General features: G+C 68.1%; 18 protein-coding genes, 2 pseudogenes and 1 riboswitch. Of the genes and pseudogenes, 18 read left to right on the top strand and 2 right to left on the bottom strand.

From position 1 onward, the window contains the following. Nucleotides 1-8: 8 nt before the first annotated feature. Nucleotides 9-1,271: an MFS transporter gene (locus tag Bsp3421_RS31525; RefSeq protein WP_274000763.1), complete on the bottom strand. Its 1,263-nt coding sequence runs from the start codon at nt 1,269-1,271 to the stop codon at nt 9-11. 150 nt (nt 1,272-1,421) lie between these two features. Here Bsp3421_RS31525 and Bsp3421_RS31530 point away from each other — a divergent pair. From Bsp3421_RS31530 to Bsp3421_RS31540, 3 genes and pseudogenes are all read left to right on the top strand, one after another. Next, a pseudogene (locus tag Bsp3421_RS31530) lies at nt 1,422-1,964 on the top strand (helix-turn-helix domain-containing protein); the annotation flags it as partial. 63 nt (nt 1,965-2,027) lie between these two features. Then, the gene (locus Bsp3421_RS31535; protein ID WP_273998330.1) at nt 2,028-3,290 is read left to right on the top strand and encodes an IS256 family transposase; all 1,263 of its coding nucleotides are present in this window, start codon (nt 2,028-2,030) and stop codon (nt 3,288-3,290) included. Between the two features lie 42 nt (nt 3,291-3,332). Next, nucleotides 3,333-4,022, top strand: a pseudogene (locus tag Bsp3421_RS31540) (ISL3 family transposase); the annotation flags it as partial. Between the two features lie 171 nt (nt 4,023-4,193). Here the strand turns inward: Bsp3421_RS31540 and Bsp3421_RS31545 are convergent. Continuing rightward, nucleotides 4,194-5,960: an ABC transporter ATP-binding protein/permease gene (locus tag Bsp3421_RS31545; RefSeq protein ID WP_274000764.1), complete on the bottom strand. Its 1,767-nt coding sequence runs from the start codon at nt 5,958-5,960 to the stop codon at nt 4,194-4,196. Between the two features lie 240 nt (nt 5,961-6,200). Further along, a riboswitch (TPP riboswitch) is annotated at nt 6,201-6,324 on the top strand. Between the two features lie 183 nt (nt 6,325-6,507). On the opposite strand from Bsp3421_RS31545, the gene Bsp3421_RS31550 reads away from it, so the two are divergent. The 15 genes from Bsp3421_RS31550 to hisG all read left to right on the top strand — a co-directional run bounded on the left by Bsp3421_RS31550 (nt 6,508) and on the right by hisG (nt 18,150). Further along, nucleotides 6,508-7,638, top strand: a complete 1,131-nt coding sequence (locus tag Bsp3421_RS31550; protein ID WP_274000766.1) for an FAD-dependent oxidoreductase — start codon at nt 6,508-6,510, stop codon at nt 7,636-7,638. Nucleotides 7,639-7,672: 34 nt separating this feature from the next. After that, nucleotides 7,673-7,870 (top strand): sulfur carrier protein ThiS, encoded by a 198-nt coding sequence (gene thiS, locus Bsp3421_RS31555; protein ID WP_274004427.1) that lies wholly within the window; start codon nt 7,673-7,675, stop codon nt 7,868-7,870. Nucleotides 7,871-7,903: 33 nt separating this feature from the next. Continuing rightward, the gene (locus tag Bsp3421_RS31560; protein ID WP_274000767.1) at nt 7,904-8,719 is read left to right on the top strand and encodes a thiazole synthase; all 816 of its coding nucleotides are present in this window, start codon (nt 7,904-7,906) and stop codon (nt 8,717-8,719) included. Then, entirely contained in the window at nt 8,716-9,849 is a 1,134-nt protein-coding gene (gene thiE / locus Bsp3421_RS31565; protein WP_274000768.1) for a thiamine phosphate synthase, read from the top strand. Before Bsp3421_RS31560 ends, thiE begins: the two co-directional genes overlap by 4 nt. 84 nt (nt 9,850-9,933) lie before the next feature. Next, nucleotides 9,934-10,752, top strand: a complete 819-nt coding sequence (locus Bsp3421_RS31570) for an ABC transporter ATP-binding protein (protein ID WP_274000770.1) — start codon at nt 9,934-9,936, stop codon at nt 10,750-10,752. Further along, nucleotides 10,749-11,516, top strand: a complete 768-nt coding sequence (mlaE, locus tag Bsp3421_RS31575) for a lipid asymmetry maintenance ABC transporter permease subunit MlaE (RefSeq protein ID WP_274000771.1) — start codon at nt 10,749-10,751, stop codon at nt 11,514-11,516. The genes Bsp3421_RS31570 and mlaE overlap by 4 nt, the downstream gene beginning before the upstream one ends. 12 nt (nt 11,517-11,528) lie before the next feature. Further along, nucleotides 11,529-12,053 carry an outer membrane lipid asymmetry maintenance protein MlaD gene (mlaD, locus tag Bsp3421_RS31580; RefSeq protein WP_274000773.1) on the top strand — a complete coding sequence of 175 codons (525 nt, stop codon included), beginning with the start codon at nt 11,529-11,531 and terminating at the stop codon, nt 12,051-12,053. Nucleotides 12,054-12,079: 26 nt separating this feature from the next. Beyond that, nucleotides 12,080-12,955 (top strand): MlaA family lipoprotein, encoded by an 876-nt coding sequence (locus tag Bsp3421_RS31585; protein ID WP_274000774.1) that lies wholly within the window; start codon nt 12,080-12,082, stop codon nt 12,953-12,955. A gap of 120 nt (nt 12,956-13,075) precedes the next feature. Next, nucleotides 13,076-13,702 carry an MlaC/ttg2D family ABC transporter substrate-binding protein gene (locus Bsp3421_RS31590; RefSeq protein ID WP_274000775.1) on the top strand — a complete coding sequence of 209 codons (627 nt, stop codon included), beginning with the start codon at nt 13,076-13,078 and terminating at the stop codon, nt 13,700-13,702. Beyond that, nucleotides 13,699-13,968 (top strand): STAS domain-containing protein, encoded by a 270-nt coding sequence (locus tag Bsp3421_RS31595; RefSeq protein WP_274000776.1) that lies wholly within the window; start codon nt 13,699-13,701, stop codon nt 13,966-13,968. The genes Bsp3421_RS31590 and Bsp3421_RS31595 overlap by 4 nt, the downstream gene beginning before the upstream one ends. 156 nt (nt 13,969-14,124) lie before the next feature. Continuing rightward, nucleotides 14,125-15,069 (top strand): ABC transporter ATP-binding protein, encoded by a 945-nt coding sequence (locus Bsp3421_RS31600; RefSeq protein ID WP_274000777.1) that lies wholly within the window; start codon nt 14,125-14,127, stop codon nt 15,067-15,069. Continuing rightward, entirely contained in the window at nt 15,066-15,821 is a 756-nt protein-coding gene (locus Bsp3421_RS31605) for an ABC transporter permease (RefSeq protein ID WP_274000779.1), read from the top strand. The genes Bsp3421_RS31600 and Bsp3421_RS31605 overlap by 4 nt, the downstream gene beginning before the upstream one ends. Nucleotides 15,822-15,890: 69 nt before the next feature. Next, nucleotides 15,891-16,130, top strand: coding sequence for a BolA family protein (locus Bsp3421_RS31610; protein ID WP_006406983.1), 240 nt, complete (start codon nt 15,891-15,893; stop codon nt 16,128-16,130). Nucleotides 16,131-16,144: 14 nt separating this feature from the next. Then, nucleotides 16,145-17,497 carry a UDP-N-acetylglucosamine 1-carboxyvinyltransferase gene (gene murA / locus Bsp3421_RS31615; RefSeq protein WP_274000842.1) on the top strand — a complete coding sequence of 451 codons (1,353 nt, stop codon included), beginning with the start codon at nt 16,145-16,147 and terminating at the stop codon, nt 17,495-17,497. Beyond that, nucleotides 17,494-18,150, top strand: a complete 657-nt coding sequence (gene hisG, locus Bsp3421_RS31620; protein WP_274000843.1) for an ATP phosphoribosyltransferase — start codon at nt 17,494-17,496, stop codon at nt 18,148-18,150. The genes murA and hisG overlap by 4 nt, the downstream gene beginning before the upstream one ends. The last annotated feature ends 10 nt before the right edge of the window (nt 18,151-18,160 follow it).

Raw genomic sequence — 18,160 nt, forward strand, 5'->3', positions numbered from 1 at the left:
CCCGTGCCTCAGCCCGCGCCCACGCCGGCTTCCACGAGCGACTTGCCGCGGGTTTCGGGCAGCACGAGCGCGGCGACCACGACGAGCAGGTAGCCGCCGCCCGCGACGTAGCCGATCGCCTGCACGAGCGACATCGACTGCGACAGCGCGCCGACCGCGATCGGGAACAGCGAGCCGAGACCGCGGCCGAGGTTGTAGCAGAAGCCCTGGCCGGAGCCGCGGATCGCGCCGGGATAGAGTTCCGACAGGTACGCGCCGATGCCGGCGAACACGCCCTGCACGACGATGCCGAGTGGAAAGCCGAGCAGCAGCATGGCGTCGTCGGTGATGGGCAGCATGGTGTAGGCCATGCCGATCGCGAACGAGCCGATCGCGAACAGGATGAACGACGCGCGCCGTCCGATCCGGTCGGACAGGATGGCGCCGACCAGATAGCCGAGGAACGAGCCGGTGATCAGCACGATCAGGTAGCCGCTGGTGTTGAACACGGACAGGTGCCGGACGGTTTTCAGGTAGGTGGGCAGCCAGGTCGTGATCGCGTAGTAGCCGCCCAGCATGCCGGTGCACAGCAGGCTGCCGAAACAGGTCGCCTTCAGGTGCGCGGGGGCGAAGATCTGCAGGAACGGTGTGCGCTCGCCGCGGGCTTCGCGGGCGCGGCGAGCGGCGACGTACAGTTCGGGGTCGCGCACGTGACGGCGGATGTAGAGGATCCACAGCGCGGGCGCGAGGCCGATCCAGAAGCACGCGCGCCACGCATACTGTTCGGGCAGCAGCGCGAAGAACGCCCAGTACAGCAGCGCGGCCAGGGCCCAGCCGACCGACCAGCTGCTCTGCAGGGTGCCGACCGCCTTCGCGCGATGCTGCGGCGAGCGGATCGTCTCGGCCATCATGATCGTCACCACCGACCATTCGCCGCCGAAGCCGAGGCCCTGCAGCGTGCGGGTCGCGAGCAACTGCTCGAACGAGTTCGTGAAGCCGGACAGGCAGGTGAACAGCGCGAAGGTCGCGATCGTCCATTGCAGCACGCGCACGCGGCCGTAGCGATCGGCGAGGATGCCGGCGAGCCAGCCGCCGAGCGCCGACGACACCAGCGCGCTGGTCGCGATCAGACCCGCCTCGCTGCGCGTCATGCCCCATGACGCGATCAACGTCGGGATCAGGAATGAATAGATCATGAAGTCGAACGCGTCGACCCCGTAGCCGCCGAAGCCGGCGTAGAGCGTGCGGCGCTCGCGCGTCGACAGCTCGTGGAACCACTGGAATGCCTGCATGCGCGCCGTTGCTCCCGGTGTCGTGGGGGTCGCGGGCTATTGTAAGGGGCGGGGCGGCGGAGCAAAAAAGAGGTTCATCGCGGGAAACCGTGGAAGCTTTGGGTGCAGTTGGTAATCTGACGCCAGTGGAAACGGGCGTTGGAGGCCAAATTGCTGGATCGCAAAGCACTACAGGCATTGGGATGCTGGACGGGCTACCGGGTTGAGCGAGTGGAATGGCCGTCGGAGGCAAGCCGAACCCTGTCGCTGTATCTCAAGCCGGTCAGCAAAGTGATGGTCTGCGAGCAATGCGGCAAACGGTGCCAGCAGATTCACGAGACGACCGTTCGGCGGGTGCGGGATCTGCCCTTATTTGAATACCGGGTGGTGCTCCATGTGCCGCGCCGACGAGTCTGGTGCGACCACTGCGGCGGCCCTCGGTTGGAGAGGCTGGATTGGCTGGGGCGTTACCAACGGGTCACTGCCCGCTTTGCCAAGGCCTGCGAGATCTTGCTGAAGTCCGCCAGCGTACAGGCTGTTGCTGCGTTCTATGGTCTGAATTGGCACACTGTCAAATCGATCGACAAAGCCAGTTTGCAAGCCAGCATTGTTGAGCCGGATTGGGAACAGGTGCGGTATCTGGCCATGGACGAGTTTGCGCTCCACAAGGGCCATCGCTATGCCACCGTGGTTGTTGAGCCGATCAGCCGGCAAGGGACCTGTCCGGGATTTTGTGGGCGGGGCATATCATGAGAGGTAAAAGTCATGGATATGCCGATGCCGAAAAAACGAACAGCCGCTGCGCAGGCGGCGGAGCGGGGCCCGCTGCCGGACCTGCCCAAAGAACTGCTTGACCAGTTGGTTACTGGTCCAATGACGCCAGCCGAGGTGCAGAACCTGATGCTGGCCTTCAACAAGGCACTCATCGAGCGCGCCATGGGTGCTGAGATGAATTTGCACCTGGGTTACCCGTCCGGACAGCCCAAGCCACCTGGACAGGCCAACGAGCGCAACGGTGCCAGCGGCAAGACGGTCATGACGGAGCGCGGCCCGGTCCGGGTCGAAGTGCCTCGTGATCGCGACGGTAGCTTCGAGCCAATCCTGATTCCCAAGCACGAGCGCCGCTTTACCGGTTTCGATGAGCGCATCATCGCGATGTACGCGCGCGGCATGAGCGTACGCGAGATTCAAGCGTTTCTGGCAGAGAGCTACGGTACCGAGGTGTCTCCCGATTTCATCAGTTCGGTAACCGACGAGGTCATGGCCGAGGCTTTCGCCTGGCAAAGCCGGCCGCTCGAAACAATGTATCCGGTGGTGTTCTTCGACGCGCTGCGGGTCAAGATCCGCGATGACGGAATCGTCAGCAACAAGGCCGTGTATCTGGCACTGGGCATCCAGGCTGACGGCCAGCGCGACGTGCTGGGGCTGTGGATCGAGCAGACCGAGGGCGCCAAGTTCTGGCTCAAGGTATTCAATGAACTGAAGGTACGCGGCTGCCAGGATATTCTGATTGCCGTGGTTGACGGTCTGAAAGGACTTCCCGAGGCAATCGGCACGGTTTATCCCCAGACTACCGTGCAGACCTGCATCGTGCATCTGATCCGTAATAGTTTGGAGTTTGCCAGCTACAAGGATCGCAGCGTACTCGCCAGAGCGTTGCGCCCGATCTATGCCGCGGCCAGTGCGCAAGCGGCCCAGCAAGCGCTACAGGATTTCGCCGAGGGTCCATGGGGAAACAAGTATCCGATGATCGTCCAGTGCTGGCAGCGCGCCTGGGAGCACGTCACACCGTTCTTCGTGTTTCCGCCGGACATTCGGCGAGTGGTTTACACCACAAACGCCATTGAGAGTTTGAACATGCAACTGCGCAAGATCATCAAGACCCGCGGTCACTTCCCACACGACGAAGCCGCCGTCAAACTGCTCTGGCTCGCGCTGCGCAACGTGCTGGCCAAGTCGGTACGAACGACCTTCGACTGGAAATCCGCGATGAACCAGTTTGCTATTCTGTTCGGGGAGCGATTTACGCAAGCCCGCTGATCACTGGTTGTTCAACCGCCTCGCCCACAAAAATGCGGACAGGTCCGCCGGCAAGTGCTATGGATCGGCCAGGGCCGCTCACGCGAAACCGCCCGAGCCTTCTTCGAGCAGCTTCCCGAAGGCGTTGCCGAGCGCATCGAGGCGGTCGCCATCGATATGACGACCGCCTATGAGCTGGAAATCAAGGCGAACTGCCCGCAGGCGGAAGTCGTCTATGACTTGTTCCACGTGGTGGCCAAGTACGGACGTGAAGTCATTGACCGGGTACGAGTCGATCAGGCCAATCAGCTTCGGCATGACCGTCCTGCGCGCAAAGTACTGAAGTCGAGCCGCTGGCTGCTGCTGCGCAATCGCCAGAACTTGCGGGCAGATCAGGCGGTACATCTGAATGAACTGCTGGAAGCCAACCAGCCGTTGCTGTGCGTCTATCTGCTACGCGATGAACTCAAGCGACTCTGGTTCTACCAGAGACCCGCCTGGGCTCAGAAGGCATGGGGACAATGGATCAGGCAGGCTCAGCAGAGCGGCATTACGCCGCTCAAACTGTTCGCTGAACGCCTGCAAAGCTACTGGCACGGCATTCTGGCTCGCTGCAAACACCCGCTCAATACCAGCGTCGTCGAAGGCATCAACAACACCATCAAGGTCATCAAGCGTCGGGCCTACGGCTACCGGGATGAGGAATACTTCTTCCTCAAGATCCGCGCTGCCTTCCCCGGTAATCCGCGATGAACCAAAAAAGAAGCCGCGCTCGGAATGCGTGGGGGGCGGGTCGGGCCGGGAGCCGGGCCGGCGCCGGGGTCCGGCGTCGAACCTCGGCCGGGCGCGAGGCGCCCGGCGTCGCGCCAGCGGCCGGAGACCGCCGGCGTGAACCGACGCGCGCGAGGCGCGCCGGCGCTGGCGCTACGCGGCGAGCTTCTGGTCGGCGCGCTGCACGTCGAGCGTCTCGTGGTGGAAGCTCGCGAGCGATTCGCGGTGCGCGACGCTCACGATCGCGGCCTTCGGCAGGCGCTCGTTGAGCACGTGATAGAAGCGCGCCTCGTTGTCGGCGTCGAGCGCGCTCGTCGCTTCGTCGAGGAACAGGTAGTCGGGCTTGTGCAGCAGCACGCGGGCGCCCGCGAGACGCTGCTGCTCGCCCGGCGACAGGATGCGGGTCCAGTGGCCGGTCTCGGCGAGGCGCTCGGCATAGGCGTCGAGATGGCAGGCGCGCAGCGCGTCGCGGCAGGCCTCGTCGCTGAACGCGTCGGCGCCCGACGGATACGCGAGCGCCGCCTTCAGCGTGCCGATCGGCAGGTAGCTCTGCTGCGGGACGAACATCATGCGCGCGCCGGACGGCGCGTCGATCGCGCCGTCGCCGAACGGCCACAGGCCCGCCAGCGCGCGCATCAGCGTGCTCTTGCCGGCCCCGGAGGCGCCGCGCACGAGCCAGCGCGAGCCGGGGCGGATCGCGATGTCGCCGATCGTCGCGAGCGGCTGGCCGTCGGGCAGCGCGAGCCGCAGGCCGGCCGTCGCGACCCGGTCGGCGTCGACCTGGCGCAGCGCGATGCCGCCGTGGCCGTGGGCCGCGGCCTCGGCGCGCTCATTGTGCGACGCATGCGCGACGCGCTTGAATTCGCGCAGACGGTTGACGGTCGCGCGCCATTCGACGAGCGTGCCGTAGCTGTTGATGAACCACGAGAACGATTCGCTGACGGTGTCGAACGCGGCGCGGATCTGCATCAGCACGCCGAACGAGAACGCGCCCGCGAAGTAGCGCGGCGCGGCGACCACGATCGGGAAGATGATCGCGATCTGGCCGTAGAAGCTGAGCACGAACGAGAGCCGCTTGGTGTAGCGCATGATGCGCCACCAGTTGTCCTTGATGTGCGCGAACACGCCGTTGACGTTGTCGCGCTCCCTGCGCTCGCCGTCGTAGAACGCGATCTGCTCGGCGTTCTCGCGGATCCGGATCAGGCCGAAGCGGAAGTCGGCCTCGACCCGCTGCTGCTGGTAGTTGAGCGGCACGAGCTGGTGGCCGAACCAGTGCGTCATCAGCGAGCCGAATATGGCGTACAGCGCGGCGGCCCACACCATGTAGCCGGGGATCATGACCGGCGAGCCGCCGAGCGTGATGGTGAGCGCGCCCGCGAGCGACCAGAGGATCGTCACGAACGACACGAGCGTGACGACCGTCGACAGCAGGTCGAGGGTCAGCGCGAGCGTGGTGGTGGCGAACGACGCGAGATCGTCGCTGATCCGCTGGTCGGGGTTGTCGGCGAGGCGGTCGCGTTCGATCCGGTAGAACGCGCGCGCGCCGAGCCATTCCTCCAGGAAGCGCTCGGTGAGCCACTGCCGCCAGCGGAAGCCGAGCATCTGCCGCAGGTAGCGGCCGTAGACGAACAGGATGATGTACGCGAATGCGAGCCCGCTGAACACGAGCAGCAGGTGCGGGAAGTCGTGGACGTCCTTCGATTCCAACGCGTTGTAGAACTGCGCGTTCCACTTGTTGAGCTTGACGTTGATCGCGACCATCAGCAGGTTGATCGCGATGATCGTGATGAACAGCGTCCAGGCGATCTTCCATTCGGACGAGACCCAGTAGGGCTTGATGAGCCGCCACGCCGACACGTCGCGCGCGGACGCGGCGGGATCGTGCGGATCGGGGCGGGCGGAGGGGGGCGATTGGCTCATGGGCGTCCTGATGAGTGGACCGGATACCGCGCCGCGCGCGGCGCGCCTGAAAACAGTGCCGCATGGCGGCGGGCGTGCGCCGATTGTGTGGGGCGCGGCTTAAACGGCCCTTAACGCGCGGGCCGGGCGCGACCGGACCCGGCCCGATCATCGGGCATTGTGCCAGCGCGGCGGGGCGTCGGGCGATTTTGCCGCAGGCGCCGGTTTGCGGCCGTTTCCGCTTTTATGGTCTAATGACCGCCGACGAAACAGGGGTGCTTTGCACGCCAGCCGCCCGGCGACGGGCGTGGCGCGACGAGGCTGAGAGAGACCCTTCGCACCCGATCCGGGTAATACCGGCGCGGGAAGTTTCCGATCCCGCCGGGCCGCGCTGGCCGTCATTCCCGTTTCGCCAGCGCCTCGCACGCCCGGCCGGCCCTGGCTGCCGGTTTCGTCCTTTTGGGTGCGCGCGCCGCGTGTTGCGGAAGGATTCGATGACCGTTCATTCTTCATTTGTATGTTTCCCGTGGTCCTGCTGTCGCGCTGCTGCGCGGGCGGGGGGGCGCTCATGACGCCCGGATCGCAAGCCGATTTCGCGGTGCTGGGCGGCGGCCTGGTCGGTCGGCTGGTCGCATGGCGGCTGGCGGGCGAGGGCCATCGCGTCGTGCTCGTCGAGCGCGGCGACGCGGCCGGGTCGGGCGCGGCCGCCTGGGTGGCCGCCGCGATGCTCGCGCCGCTCGCCGAGGCGGCGAGCGCGGAACTGCTGATCACCGAACTGGGCGCCGCGTCGCTCGAGCGCTGGCCCGCGTGGCTCGCCGAACTGCCGGAGCCGGTGTTCTTCCAGCGCAACGGCACGCTCGTGGTCTGGCATCACGCGGATCGCGCCGAGGCGCCGCTGTTCGAGCGCCGGGTGCGCGCGAACGCACCGGCGGCGCTGGTCGACGGCGGCTTCGTGCCGCTTGCCGGCGCGCAGGTCGACGCGGCCGAGCCCGCGCTCGGCGGTCGCTTCGCGCGCGGCCTGCTGCTGCCGCGCGAGGGCCAGCTCGACAACCGCCAGACCTTGCATGCATTCGCGGCCGGCCTGGCCGAGCGCGGCGTCGAGACGCACTGGAATACCGTGGTCGATCTCGCGACCGCGCCGGCGGCGCGCGTCACGATCGATTGCCGCGGGCTGGGCGCGAAGCAGGTGTTCCCGACGCTGCGCGGGATCCGCGGCGAGGTGGCGCGCGTGCACGCGCCGGGTATCGGCCTGAGCCGTCCGGTGCGGCTGCTGCATCCGCGCTACCCGCTCTACATCGCGCCGAAGGAGCATGACCTGTACGTGATCGGCGCGACCGAGGTGGAGGGCGAGGACATGTCGCCCGTCAGCGTGCGCTCGGCGCTCGAACTGCTGAGCGCCGCGTTTTCCGTGCATCCGGCCTTCGGCGAGGCGCGCATACTCGAACTCAACGCGCAATGCCGGCCGACGCTGCCCGACCACCGACCGGCGCTGGTCTGGGACGGCGGCGCGCGGCTGGCCGTCAACGGCCTGTACCGCCACGGCTTCATGATCGCGCCGGAGGTGGCGGATCAGGCGGCGCGTTTCGCGTGCGCGCTGCTCGAACGCCGGGTGACGGATGCCGATACGTTTGCCGCCTGGCGCGCCGACGCCCGCTGGCCGGCGCTGCTGCAACTGGGCGAGGTGCGCGAGCCCGCGTGAGCGCCGCGCCGAACCGATACCGACTTTTCGCATGATGGACATCCAGATCAATCAACAGACGCTGACCCTGCCCGACGGCGCGACGGTCGCCGACGCCCTCGCCGCGTACGGCGCGACGCCGCCGTTCGCGGTGGCCCTGAACGGCGCGTTCGTCGCGCGCACCCAGCACGCGGCGCGTGCGCTCTCCGGCGGTGACCGGCTCGATGTCGTGCATCCGGTGGCGGGCGGCTGACGCCGCCGCTTCCGGCCCAACCAGGATTCTTCGATGACGCCCCTTCCTTCCGCCGACGCGCTCACGCTGTACGGCGAAACCTTCGCGAGCCGCGTGCTGATCGGCACGTCGCGCTATCCGTCCCTGCAGTCGCTGTCCGACTCGATCGCGGCGTCGCGGCCGGGCATGGTGACGGTCGCGCTGCGCCGCCAGATGAACGCGGGCGCCGGCGAGACCGGCTTCTTCGAACTGCTCAAGCGCCACGCGGTGCCGCTGTTGCCGAACACGGCCGGCTGCCAGACGGTCGCGGAGGCGGTCGCCACCGCGCAGATGGCGCGCGAGGTGTTCGAGACCGACTGGATCAAGCTCGAACTGATCGGCGACGACTACACGCTGCAGCCGGACCCGGTCGGGTTGATCGAGGCCGCCGCGCTGCTCGTGAAGGACGGTTTCAAGGTGCTGCCGTACTGCACCGAGGATCTCGTGATCGGCCGGCGCCTGCTCGACGCGGGCTGCGAGGCGCTGATGCCGTGGGGCGCGCCGATTGGCACCGGCAAGGGCGTGCTCAACCCATACGGCCTGCGCGTGCTGCGCGAGCGCCTGCCGGACGTGCCGCTGATCGTCGATGCGGGGCTCGGCGTGCCGTCGCACGCGTGCCAGGTGATGGAATGGGGCTTCGACGGCGTGCTGCTCAACACGGCCGTGTCGCAGGCCACCCATCCGGAGATCATGGCGCGCGCGTTCGCGCAGGGCGTCGAGGCCGGCCGCGCCGCATATCTCGCCGGCCCGATGGACGCGCGCGAGATCGCGCACGCGAGCACGCCGGTGGTCGGCATGCCGTTCTGGCACCAGGACGGGGGTGGGGCGTGAGCCTCGCGTTTCCGGCCGTGTTCTGGCCGCCCGCCGACGAACTGGCCGAGGCGGCCGGGCGGATCCGCCCGGCGCTGGGCGCGTGGCCCGCGCCCGCCGCGCCGCTGCGGCTGTGCGTCGCACGGCCGGCGCAGGCCGGCGCGGGCGACCTGCTGGTGACGCCCGCCGCCGATTGCGCGCCCGCCGACGCGGCGCGGCTCGCGGCCTCGGGCGCGGGCGTGATCACGTTCGTGGAACGCGCGGCGGTGCTGTACTGGGGCGCGGCCCGCTATCCGCTCGACGCCGCCGCGCCGCTCGCGGACGACTGGCTGGCCGCGTTCGCGGCGTTCCTCGACTGCGGCTTCGCGCCGCCCGATGCACTGGTGCTCGCGCTCGCGTGGCGCGACGGCGACGAGGCGGCCGGCGCCGACGCCTGGCCCGTCGATCCCGACCGCTTCCCGCGCGCCGCGGCGCCCGCGCTGCCGCCAGGCCCGGGCTTCGCGCCTTGCCCGGCGCGGCTCGGCCTGTATCCGGTGCTGCCGAGCGCCGACTGGGTCGAACGGGTGCTCGAATGCGGTGTGCGCACGGTCCAGCTGCGCGTCAAGGAGGCCGAGCCGGCCGTGCTGCGCGCGGAGATCGCGCGGGCGGTGGCGGCGGGGCGGCGCTATCCGGACGCGCGGGTGTTCATCAACGATCACTGGCAGCTGGCGCTGGCGGCCGGCGCGTACGGCGTCCACCTGGGCCAGGAGGATCTCGAGACGGCCGACCTCGGCGCGCTCGCGGCCGCGGGCGTGCGGCTCGGCCTGTCGAGCCACGGCTACTACGAGATGCTGGTCGCGCTGAGCGTGCGGCCGAGCTACCTGGCGCTCGGGCCGGTGTTCGCGACCGCCACCAAGGCCGTTGCTGCGCCGCCGCAAGGCCTGGCCCGGATCGCCCGCTACGCGCGCTTCGCGCTCACCCGGGCGCCGCTCGTCGCGATCGGCGGGATCGGCCCCGACACCCTGCCGGCGGTCCTGGCGACGGGCGTCGGCGGCGTCGCGGTGGTCAGCGCGGTGACAGGCGCCGCGGACTATCGGGCGGCCGTCGCCGCCATGCAGGCGCAATATTGCTGCAACGCAACAGCCGCGCCGTCACCATTTGACACTCTCTGACTGAGACCCCGATTCGTGCGTCGCGACATCATTCCAAGGCAGGCCCTATAATTCGGCGTTCTGCGTAAAAGGAATGCCAATTCCGTGAGCCCTCCTCCCGAGACCCTGCTTGAGCTTCGCGACGTCGATTTCGGCTACGGCGACCGTCTTGTCCTGTCGAACCTGAACATGCGTTTCGGACGCGGCCAGGTGGTCGCGGTCATGGGCGGCTCGGGCTGCGGCAAGACGACCGTGCTGCGGCTGATCGGCGGGCTCGTGCGCGCGCGCCGCGGGCAGGTGCTGTTCGGCGGCGCGGACATCGGCGCGCAGTCGCGCGACGGCCTGTACGCGCTGCGCCGCAAGATGGGCATGCTGTTCCAGTTCGGCGCGCTGTTCACCGACATGTCGGTCTACGAGAACGTCGCGTTCGCGCTGCGCGAGCATACCGACCTGCCGGACGCGCTGATTCACGACCTGGTGCTGATGAAGCTCAACGCGGTCGGGCTGCGCGGCGCGCGCGACCTGATGCCGTCCGAGGTGTCGGGCGGGATGGCGCGGCGCGTGGCGCTCGCGCGCGCGATCGCGCTCGATCCCGAGCTGATGATGTATGACGAGCCGTTCGCGGGCCTCGACCCGATCTCGCTCGGCATCACCGCGAACCTGATCCGCACGCTGAACCAGGCGCTCGGCGCGACCTCGATCCTCGTCACGCACGACGTGCCGGAATCGTTCGCGATCGCCGACTACGTCTATTTCCTCGCGAACGGCGGCGTGCTCGCCCAGGGCACGCCCGACGAGCTGCGCGCGTCGACCGACCCGAGCGTGCGCCAGTTCATCGACGGCACGCCGGACGGCCCGTTCCGGTTTCACTACATGAGCCAGCCGCTCGCGGCTGACTTCGGACTTGGCGGAGGGCGGGAATGATCAGCGCGATCGGACGTTTCGTGATCGGCGGCCTCGGCCAGGCAGGCTACGCGGCCCGCATGTTCGCGCGCCTCGTGCTCGAGTTCTTCCCGCTGCTGCGGCGGCCGCGGCTCGTCACGAAACAGATTCATTTCCTCGGTAATTATTCGTTCGTGATCATCGCCGTGTCGGGCCTGTTCGTCGGCTTCGTGCTCGGCCTGCAGGGCTACTACACGCTGAACCGCTACGGCTCCGAGCAGGCGCTCGGCCTGCTCGTCGCGCTGTCGCTCGTGCGCGAGCTGGGCCCCGTCGTGACCGCGCTGCTGTTCGCCGGGCGCGCGGGCACCTCGCTCACGGCCGAGATCGGCCTGATGAAGGCGGGCGAGCAACTGACCGCGCTCGAGATGATGGCGGTCGATCCGCTCAAGACCGTGATCGCGCCGCGCATGTGGGCCGGGATCATCACGATGCCGCTGCTGGCCGCGATCTTCAGCGCGGTCGGCGTGATGGGCGGCTACGTGGTCGGCGTGATCCTGATCGGCGTCGATTCCGGCGCGTTCTGGTCGCAGATGCAGGGCGGCGTCGACGTCTGGAACGACGTCGGCAACGGCGTATTGAAAAGTGTCGTATTCGGTTTCGCGGTGACCTTCATCGCGCTGTTTCAAGGTTACGAAGCGAAGCCGACGCCGGAAGGCGTGTCGCGCGCGACGACCAAGACCGTCGTGTACGCGTCGCTCGCCGTACTCGGCCTCGATTTCCTGCTGACTGCGCTGATGTTCAGCTAAAGCCTTTTTGGGATGACGATGAAAAAGACTGCTCTCGACTTCTGGGTCGGCCTGTTCGTGGTGTTGGGTTTCATTGCGCTGCTGTTCCTCGCGCTGAAGGTCGGCAACATGAGCTCGCTGTCGTTCCAGGCGACCTATCCGGTGAAGATGAAGTTCGACAATATCGGCGGCCTCAAGCCGCGCGCGGCGGTGAAGAGCGCGGGCGTGGTGGTCGGCCGGGTCGGGTCGATCGGCTTCGATACCAACACCTACCAGGCGCTCGTGACGATCGACCTGTTCCAGCAGTATCCGTTTCCGAAGGATTCTTCCGCGAAGATCCTGACCTCCGGCCTGCTCGGCGAGCAGTACATCGGCCTGGAGCCGGGCGGCGACACCGAGATACTGAAGGCGGGCGACACGATCACGATGACCCAGTCCGCGATCGTGCTGGAGAACCTGATCGGCCAGTTCCTGTACAGCAAGGCGGCGGATGCCGGCGCGGGCAAGCCCGCGTCGGGCGCCGCCGCACCGGCCGCGTCCGCGCCGGCCGGCCAATAAACGACAGAGAGAAGAGGGAAACCACCATGCAGACGATGCGCATCAGAAACGCACTGCTCGCGACGGCGGCCGTCGCGGCGATGAGCGGCTGTGCGACCGTGCAAACGCCGACCAAGGGCGACCCGTTCGAGGGCTTCAACCGGTCGGTCTACAAGTTCAACGACACCATCGACACCTATGGCCTCAAGCCGGTCGCGCAGGGTTATGCGTGGGTCGTGCCGCAGCCGGTGCGCGAGAGCATCGCGAACGTCTTCTCGAACGTGGGCGACGTCTACATCGCCGCGAACAACCTCGCGCAGCTGAAGATCGCCGACGGCGTCGGCGACATCATGCGGGTGGTGATCAACACGGTGTTCGGCGTCGGCGGCCTGTTCGACGTCGCGTCGGCCGCGAAGCTGCCGAAGCACAGCGCCGATTTCGGCACCACGCTCGGCCACTACGGCGTGCCGTCCGGCCCGTACCTGGTGCTGCCGCTGCTCGGCCCGAGCACGGTGCGCGACACGGCCGGCCTCGCGGTCGACTATCTCGGCAACCCGCTCACCTATGTGAAGCCCGACAGCGTAAGCTGGGCGCTGTTCGGCGTGAACCTCGTGAACACGCGCGCGAACCTGCTCGGCGCGGGCGACGTGCTGAACGCGGCGGCGATCGACAAGTACTCGTTCGTCCGCAACGCGTACCTGCAGCGCCGTCAGGCTCTGATCTCGGGCACCAACGTGCAGGACTACGGCAGCGAGGCGCTGCCCAAGTACGATCTGCCGGACGACGCCGCGGCGCCCGCCGCGGGCGCCGCGGCGGCCTCGGGCGCGGGCGCGCCGAATCCGGCGAGCGCGACCAACGTGCCGGCGCAGCAGTTCGTGCCGCCGTCGCCGGGCGGCGTGCGCCTGCCGAACATCCTGCGCTGACCCGCGCGGATTTACATTCGTTACAGCCGGAAACGATTCGGCGGGCGGCGGAGCCGAACTTGCGGCGCCGCTCCCGCTCCAAGCATCGCACCGACTTCATTGACGCAGGACCTCAATCCTATGAAGAAAATCTTTCTGATCCCCATGTTCGCCGCGTTCTTCGCGTTCGGCGGCGCCGCCCACGCGCAGGTCGACCAATCGAATCCGCAGGCCCTGATCAAGACCGCGACCCAGCAGGTGCTCGACGAAGTGCGCGCCCAGGCGATCAAGCCGGGCGACATCAACCGGGTGACGGCGATCGTCAACCGCGACATCCTGCCGTACGCCGACTTCCGCCGCACCACGCAGATCGTGATGGGCCGCAACTGGCGCACCGCGACGGCCGCGCAGCAGCAGCAGATCGTCGAGCAGTTCAAGATACTGCTGATCCGCACCTACTCGGGCGCGCTCGCCCAGCTGAAGCCGGACCAGCAGATCCAGTACCCGCCGTTCCGCGCCGATCCGGCCGACACCGACGTCGTGGTGCGCACGGTCGCGATGAACAACGGCCAGCCGGTCCAGATCGACTACCGGCTGTACAAGAGCGCGCAGGGCTGGCGCGTGTATGACCTGAACGTGCTCGGCGCGTGGCTGATCCAGACCTATCAGCAGCAGTTCAACGAGAAGATCCAGCAAAGCGGCGTGGACGGCCTGATCCAGTTCCTGACCCAGCGCAACGAGCAGCTGGCGGCGGGCAAGGCGTCGTGAAGTCCTTCAATGCCGGCGCGACGCTGACCCACGCGAGCGCGACCGCCGCGCTCGCGCAGGGGCTCGCGCAGATCGACGCGGGCGCCACCGTGGTCGACTGCGCGGCGCTCGCGCAATTCGACTCCTCCGCGCTCGCGGTGCTGCTCGCCTGGCAGCGCGCCGCGCGCGCGCGCGGCGTCGCGCTCGACATCCTTCATCTGCCGCCGAAGCTCGCGAGCCTCGCGCAGGCCTACGGCATCGACACGCTCCTCGCCGAGCGACATTGACGCTCGCCGCGTCAGGGCGCGGGTGCGGCTTTCGCGCCCGGCCCACCCTCCCGGTTTGGCCTATAATCGAACGTTTGCGGGCCGGCTGACCGGTCCCCGTTTTTCCCCATTCGCACCAGCACAGAGAAGGCGTCGCGGCCCGGGCCGCGCTCAGTCATGTCAGCCATAGAAATCCGTCACGTCAAGAAGCGCTACAAGGCGCTTCAGGCGCTCAAGGGCGTCAGCCTGTCGGTCGAGGAAGGCGAATTCTTCGGCTTGCTCGGCCCCAACGGCGCCGGCAAGACCACCCTCATCAGCATACTCGCGGGCCTCGCGCGGGCCGACGAAGGCAGCGTCGCCGTCCGCGGCCACGATGTCGTCAAGGACTTCCGCGCCGCGCGCCGCGCGCTCGGCGTCGTGCCGCAGGAGCTCGTGTTCGATCCGTTCTTCTCGGTGCGCGAGACGCTGCGGATCCAGTCCGGCTACTTCGGGCTGCGCCGCAACGACGACTGGATCGACGAGGTGATGGCGAACCTCGATCTCACCGACAAGGCCGACGCGAACATGCGCGCGCTGTCGGGCGGCATGAAGCGGCGCGTGCTGGTCGCGCAGGCGCTCGTGCACCGTCCGCCCGTGATCGTGCTCGACGAGCCGACCGCGGGCGTCGACGTCGAGCTGCGGCAGACCTTGTGGAAATTCATCTCGCGCCTCAATCGCGAGGGCCACACGATCGTGCTGACCACGCACTACCTGGAAGAAGCCGAAGCGCTGTGCGACCGCATCGCGATGCTGCGGCGCGGCGAGGTGGTCGCGCTTGAGCGCACCGCGGCGCTGCTGCAGCGCTTCGCCGGGCTGCAGCTGTTCCTGCGCCTCGCGCAGGGCGCGCTGCCCGCCGAGCTGCGCGCGCTTGAGGCCGATGGGGGCGCGGGCACCGGCGGCGCGCCCGCCCAGCCGGGCGAGCACCTGCTGCGCCTGACGAGCTACGACGAGGTCGAGCGGATCCTCGCGCAATGCCGCGCGGCCGGCTGCGCGTTCGACGAGATCGAGATCCGCAAGGCCGACCTGGAGGATGTGTTCGTGCAGGTCATGAATGGGGCAGAAGTCGTCGAGGGATTGGCATGAGCGGGTTTCGCACGCTGTTCTACAAGGAAATCCTGCGGTTCTGGAAGGTGTCGTTCCAGACCGTGCTCGCGCCGGTCGTGACCGCGCTGCTGTACCTGACCATCTTCGGCCACGCGCTGACGGGCCGCGTCGACGTCTATCCGGGCGTCGAGTACGTGAGCTTTCTCGTGCCCGGCCTCGTGATGATGAGCGTGCTGCAGAACGCGTTCGCGAACAGCTCGTCGTCGCTGATCCAGTCGAAGATCACCGGCAACCTCGTGTTCATGCTGCTGCCGCCGCTGTCGTACGCCGACATCTTCGGCGCGTACGTGCTCGCCTCGGTCGTGCGCGGCCTCGCGGTGGGCGCGGGCGTGTTCGTCGTGACGGTGTGGTTCATCCCGATGAGCTTCGCGGCGCCGCTCTTCATCGTCGCGTTCGCGCTGCTCGGCTCGGCGATCCTCGGCACGCTCGGCCTGATCGCCGGGATCTGGGCCGAGAAGTTCGACCAGCTCGCCGCGTTCCAGAACTTCCTGATCATGCCGCTCACGTTCCTGTCGGGCGTGTTCTATTCGACTCATTCGCTGCCGCCCGTGTGGCGCGAGGTGTCGCGGCTCAACCCGTTCTTCTACATGATCGACGGCTTCCGCTACGGGTTCTTCGGCATCGCCGACGTCAATCCGTTCGCGAGCCTCGCGATCGTCGCCGGTTTCTTCGTGCTGCTCGCGCTCGTCGCGATGCGGCTCCTCTCGACCGGCTACAAACTGCGTCATTGAGATGAAGCGCGCCGCCCGCGCCGCCTGCCGGGCGGGCCGGCGCGCATAGCGTATAGACAGGAGCATTCCATGTTGCCGACTCCCGAACAGGTCAAGCAATACATCGCAGGCGGGCTCGCCTGCACCCATCTGGAAGTCGAGGGCGACGGCCAGCATTTCTTCGCGACGATCGTCTCGCCCGCCTTCGAGGGCAAGCGGCCGATCCAGCGGCACCAGCTCGTCTACGCGGCGCTCGGCGACCGCATGAAGCAGGAAATCCACGCGCTCAGCATGAAGACGCTGACGCCCGCCGAATGGCAGAACGCATAACCGGAATTCACTGAGTGCAAGTCACCGTCAACGAACACGACGCCGTCGAGCGCGTCGCCACGGCAAGCCCGGCCGGCAATCGGGAAGCGCAGGGACATGGGATGGACAAGCTCGTGATCGAAGGCGGCCAGCGTCTGCACGGCGAGATCGCCGTGTCCGGCGCGAAGAACGCGGCGCTGCCGATTCTGTGCGCGGGGCTGCTGTCCGCGGAGCCGGTCGAACTCGACAACGTGCCTAATCTGCAGGACGTGCGCACCACGCTCAAGCTGCTCGGCCAGATGGGCATGCGCACCGAGACGGACGGCGCGCGGGTGCGGCTCGACGCGGGGCGCGTCGACAGCCCGGTCGCACCGTACGAACTGGTCAAGACGATGCGTGCGTCGATCCTGGTGCTCGGCCCGCTCCTCGCGCGCTTCGGCGAGGCGAAGGTGTCGCTGCCGGGCGGCTGCGCGATCGGCGCGCGGCCGGTCGACCAGCACATCAAGGGTCTGCAGGCGATGGGCGCCGAGATCAGCATCGAGCACGGCTTCATCGAGGCGCGCGCGAAGCGCCTGAAGGGCGCGCGGATCGTCACCGACATGATCACGGTGACCGGCACCGAGAACCTGCTGATGGCCGCCACCCTCGCCGACGGCGAGACGGTGATCGAGAACGCCGCGCGCGAGCCCGAGGTCAGCGACCTCGCGCACCTGCTGGTGGCGATGGGCGCGCGGATCGACGGGATTGGCACCGACCGGCTCGTGATCCGGGGTGTCGAGCGGCTGCACGGCGCGCGCCACGCGGTGATTCCCGACCGCATCGAGGCGGGCACGTTCCTGTGCGCGGTCGCGGCCGCGGGCGGCGACGTGACGCTGACGGGCGTGCGCCCGCACATCCTCGACGCGGTGATCGACAAGCTGCGCGAGGCCGGCGTGACGATAGTGGAAGGCGGCGACTGGCTGCGCGTGACGATGGACCGCCGCCCGTCGGCGGTGACCATCCGCACCTCCGAGTACCCGGCGTTCCCGACCGACATGCAGGCGCAGTTCATGGCGCTGAACACGATCGCGAGCGGCACCGCGCAGGTGGTCGAGACGATCTTCGAGAACCGTTTCATGCACGTGCAGGAACTGAACCGGCTCGGCGCGCACATCACGGTCGACGGCAACACCGCGCTCGTGACGGGCGTCGACACGCTGTCCGGCGCGAAGGTGATGGCGACCGACCTGCGCGCGTCGGCGAGCCTCGTGATCGCCGGGCTGCGCGCGGAAGGCGAGACCCTCGTCGACCGCATTTACCATCTCGACCGCGGCTACGACCGGATGGAGACGAAGCTGACGGGTGTCGGCGCGAAGGTGCGCCGGATTTCGGGGAGCGATGCATCATGAACGCACCGTTGACGCTGGCGCTCTCGAAAGGGCGTATCTTCGAGGAAACCGTGCCGCTGCTCGCGGCCGCGGGCGTGCAGGTGGCCGAGGATCCGGAAACCTCGCGCAAGCTGATCCTGCCGACCACCGATCCGAACCTGCGGGTGATCATCGTGCGCGCGTCCGACGTGCCGACCTATGTCGAGTACGGCGCGGCCGACTTCGGCGTGGCCGGCAAGGACGTGCTGATCGAGCACGGCGGTGGCGGGCTGTACCAGCCGATCGACCTCGACATCGCGCGCTGCCGGATGTCGGTGGCGGTGCAGGCCGGCTTCGACTACGCGAACGCGGTGCGGCAGGGCGCGCGGCTGCGGGTCGCGACCAAGTACCTGAACACCGCGCGCGAGCATTTCGCCGCGAAGGGAGTGCACGTCGACCTGATCAAGCTGTATGGTTCGATGGAGCTGGCGCCGCTCGTCGGCCTCGCCGATGCGATCGTCGACCTGGTCAGCTCGGGCGGCACGCTGCGGGCGAACAATCTGGTCGAGGTGGAGGAGATCATGCCGATCTCGTCGCGTCTCGTCGTGAATCAGGCTGCGCTGAAGCTCAGGCGCGCCGCGCTGAAACCGTTTCTCGACGCGTTCGAACGCGCGTCGCTGCGAAGCGGGGCCTGACCGCCTGGCG

The organism is Burkholderia sp. FERM BP-3421, assembly GCF_028657905.1.
Classification (GTDB): domain Bacteria; phylum Pseudomonadota; class Gammaproteobacteria; order Burkholderiales; family Burkholderiaceae; genus Burkholderia.

Excerpts from the sequence above, each read along its gene's own strand:
- hisG (WP_274000843.1), top strand. The coding sequence starts at position 17,494 with ATGAACGCACCGTTGACGCTGGCGCTCTCGAAAGGGCGTATCTTCGAG.
- Bsp3421_RS31535 (WP_273998330.1), top strand. The coding sequence starts at position 2,028 with ATGCCGAAAAAACGAACAGCCGCTGCGCAGGCGGCGGAGCGGGGCCCG.
- Bsp3421_RS31610 (WP_006406983.1), top strand. The coding sequence starts at position 15,891 with ATGTTGCCGACTCCCGAACAGGTCAAGCAATACATCGCAGGCGGGCTC.
- Bsp3421_RS31560 (WP_274000767.1), top strand. The coding sequence starts at position 7,904 with ATGACGCCCCTTCCTTCCGCCGACGCGCTCACGCTGTACGGCGAAACC.
- Bsp3421_RS31545 (WP_274000764.1), bottom strand. The coding sequence starts at position 5,960 with ATGAGCCAATCGCCCCCCTCCGCCCGCCCCGATCCGCACGATCCCGCC.
- Bsp3421_RS31600 (WP_274000777.1), top strand. The coding sequence starts at position 14,125 with ATGTCAGCCATAGAAATCCGTCACGTCAAGAAGCGCTACAAGGCGCTT.
- Bsp3421_RS31525 (WP_274000763.1), bottom strand. The coding sequence starts at position 1,271 with ATGCAGGCATTCCAGTGGTTCCACGAGCTGTCGACGCGCGAGCGCCGC.
- Bsp3421_RS31550 (WP_274000766.1), top strand. The coding sequence starts at position 6,508 with ATGACGCCCGGATCGCAAGCCGATTTCGCGGTGCTGGGCGGCGGCCTG.
- Bsp3421_RS31585 (WP_274000774.1), top strand. The coding sequence starts at position 12,080 with ATGCAGACGATGCGCATCAGAAACGCACTGCTCGCGACGGCGGCCGTC.
- mlaE (WP_274000771.1), top strand. The coding sequence starts at position 10,749 with ATGATCAGCGCGATCGGACGTTTCGTGATCGGCGGCCTCGGCCAGGCA.
- thiS (WP_274004427.1), top strand. The coding sequence starts at position 7,673 with ATGGACATCCAGATCAATCAACAGACGCTGACCCTGCCCGACGGCGCG.
- Bsp3421_RS31605 (WP_274000779.1), top strand. The coding sequence starts at position 15,066 with ATGAGCGGGTTTCGCACGCTGTTCTACAAGGAAATCCTGCGGTTCTGG.
- mlaD (WP_274000773.1), top strand. The coding sequence starts at position 11,529 with ATGACGATGAAAAAGACTGCTCTCGACTTCTGGGTCGGCCTGTTCGTG.
- Bsp3421_RS31590 (WP_274000775.1), top strand. The coding sequence starts at position 13,076 with ATGAAGAAAATCTTTCTGATCCCCATGTTCGCCGCGTTCTTCGCGTTC.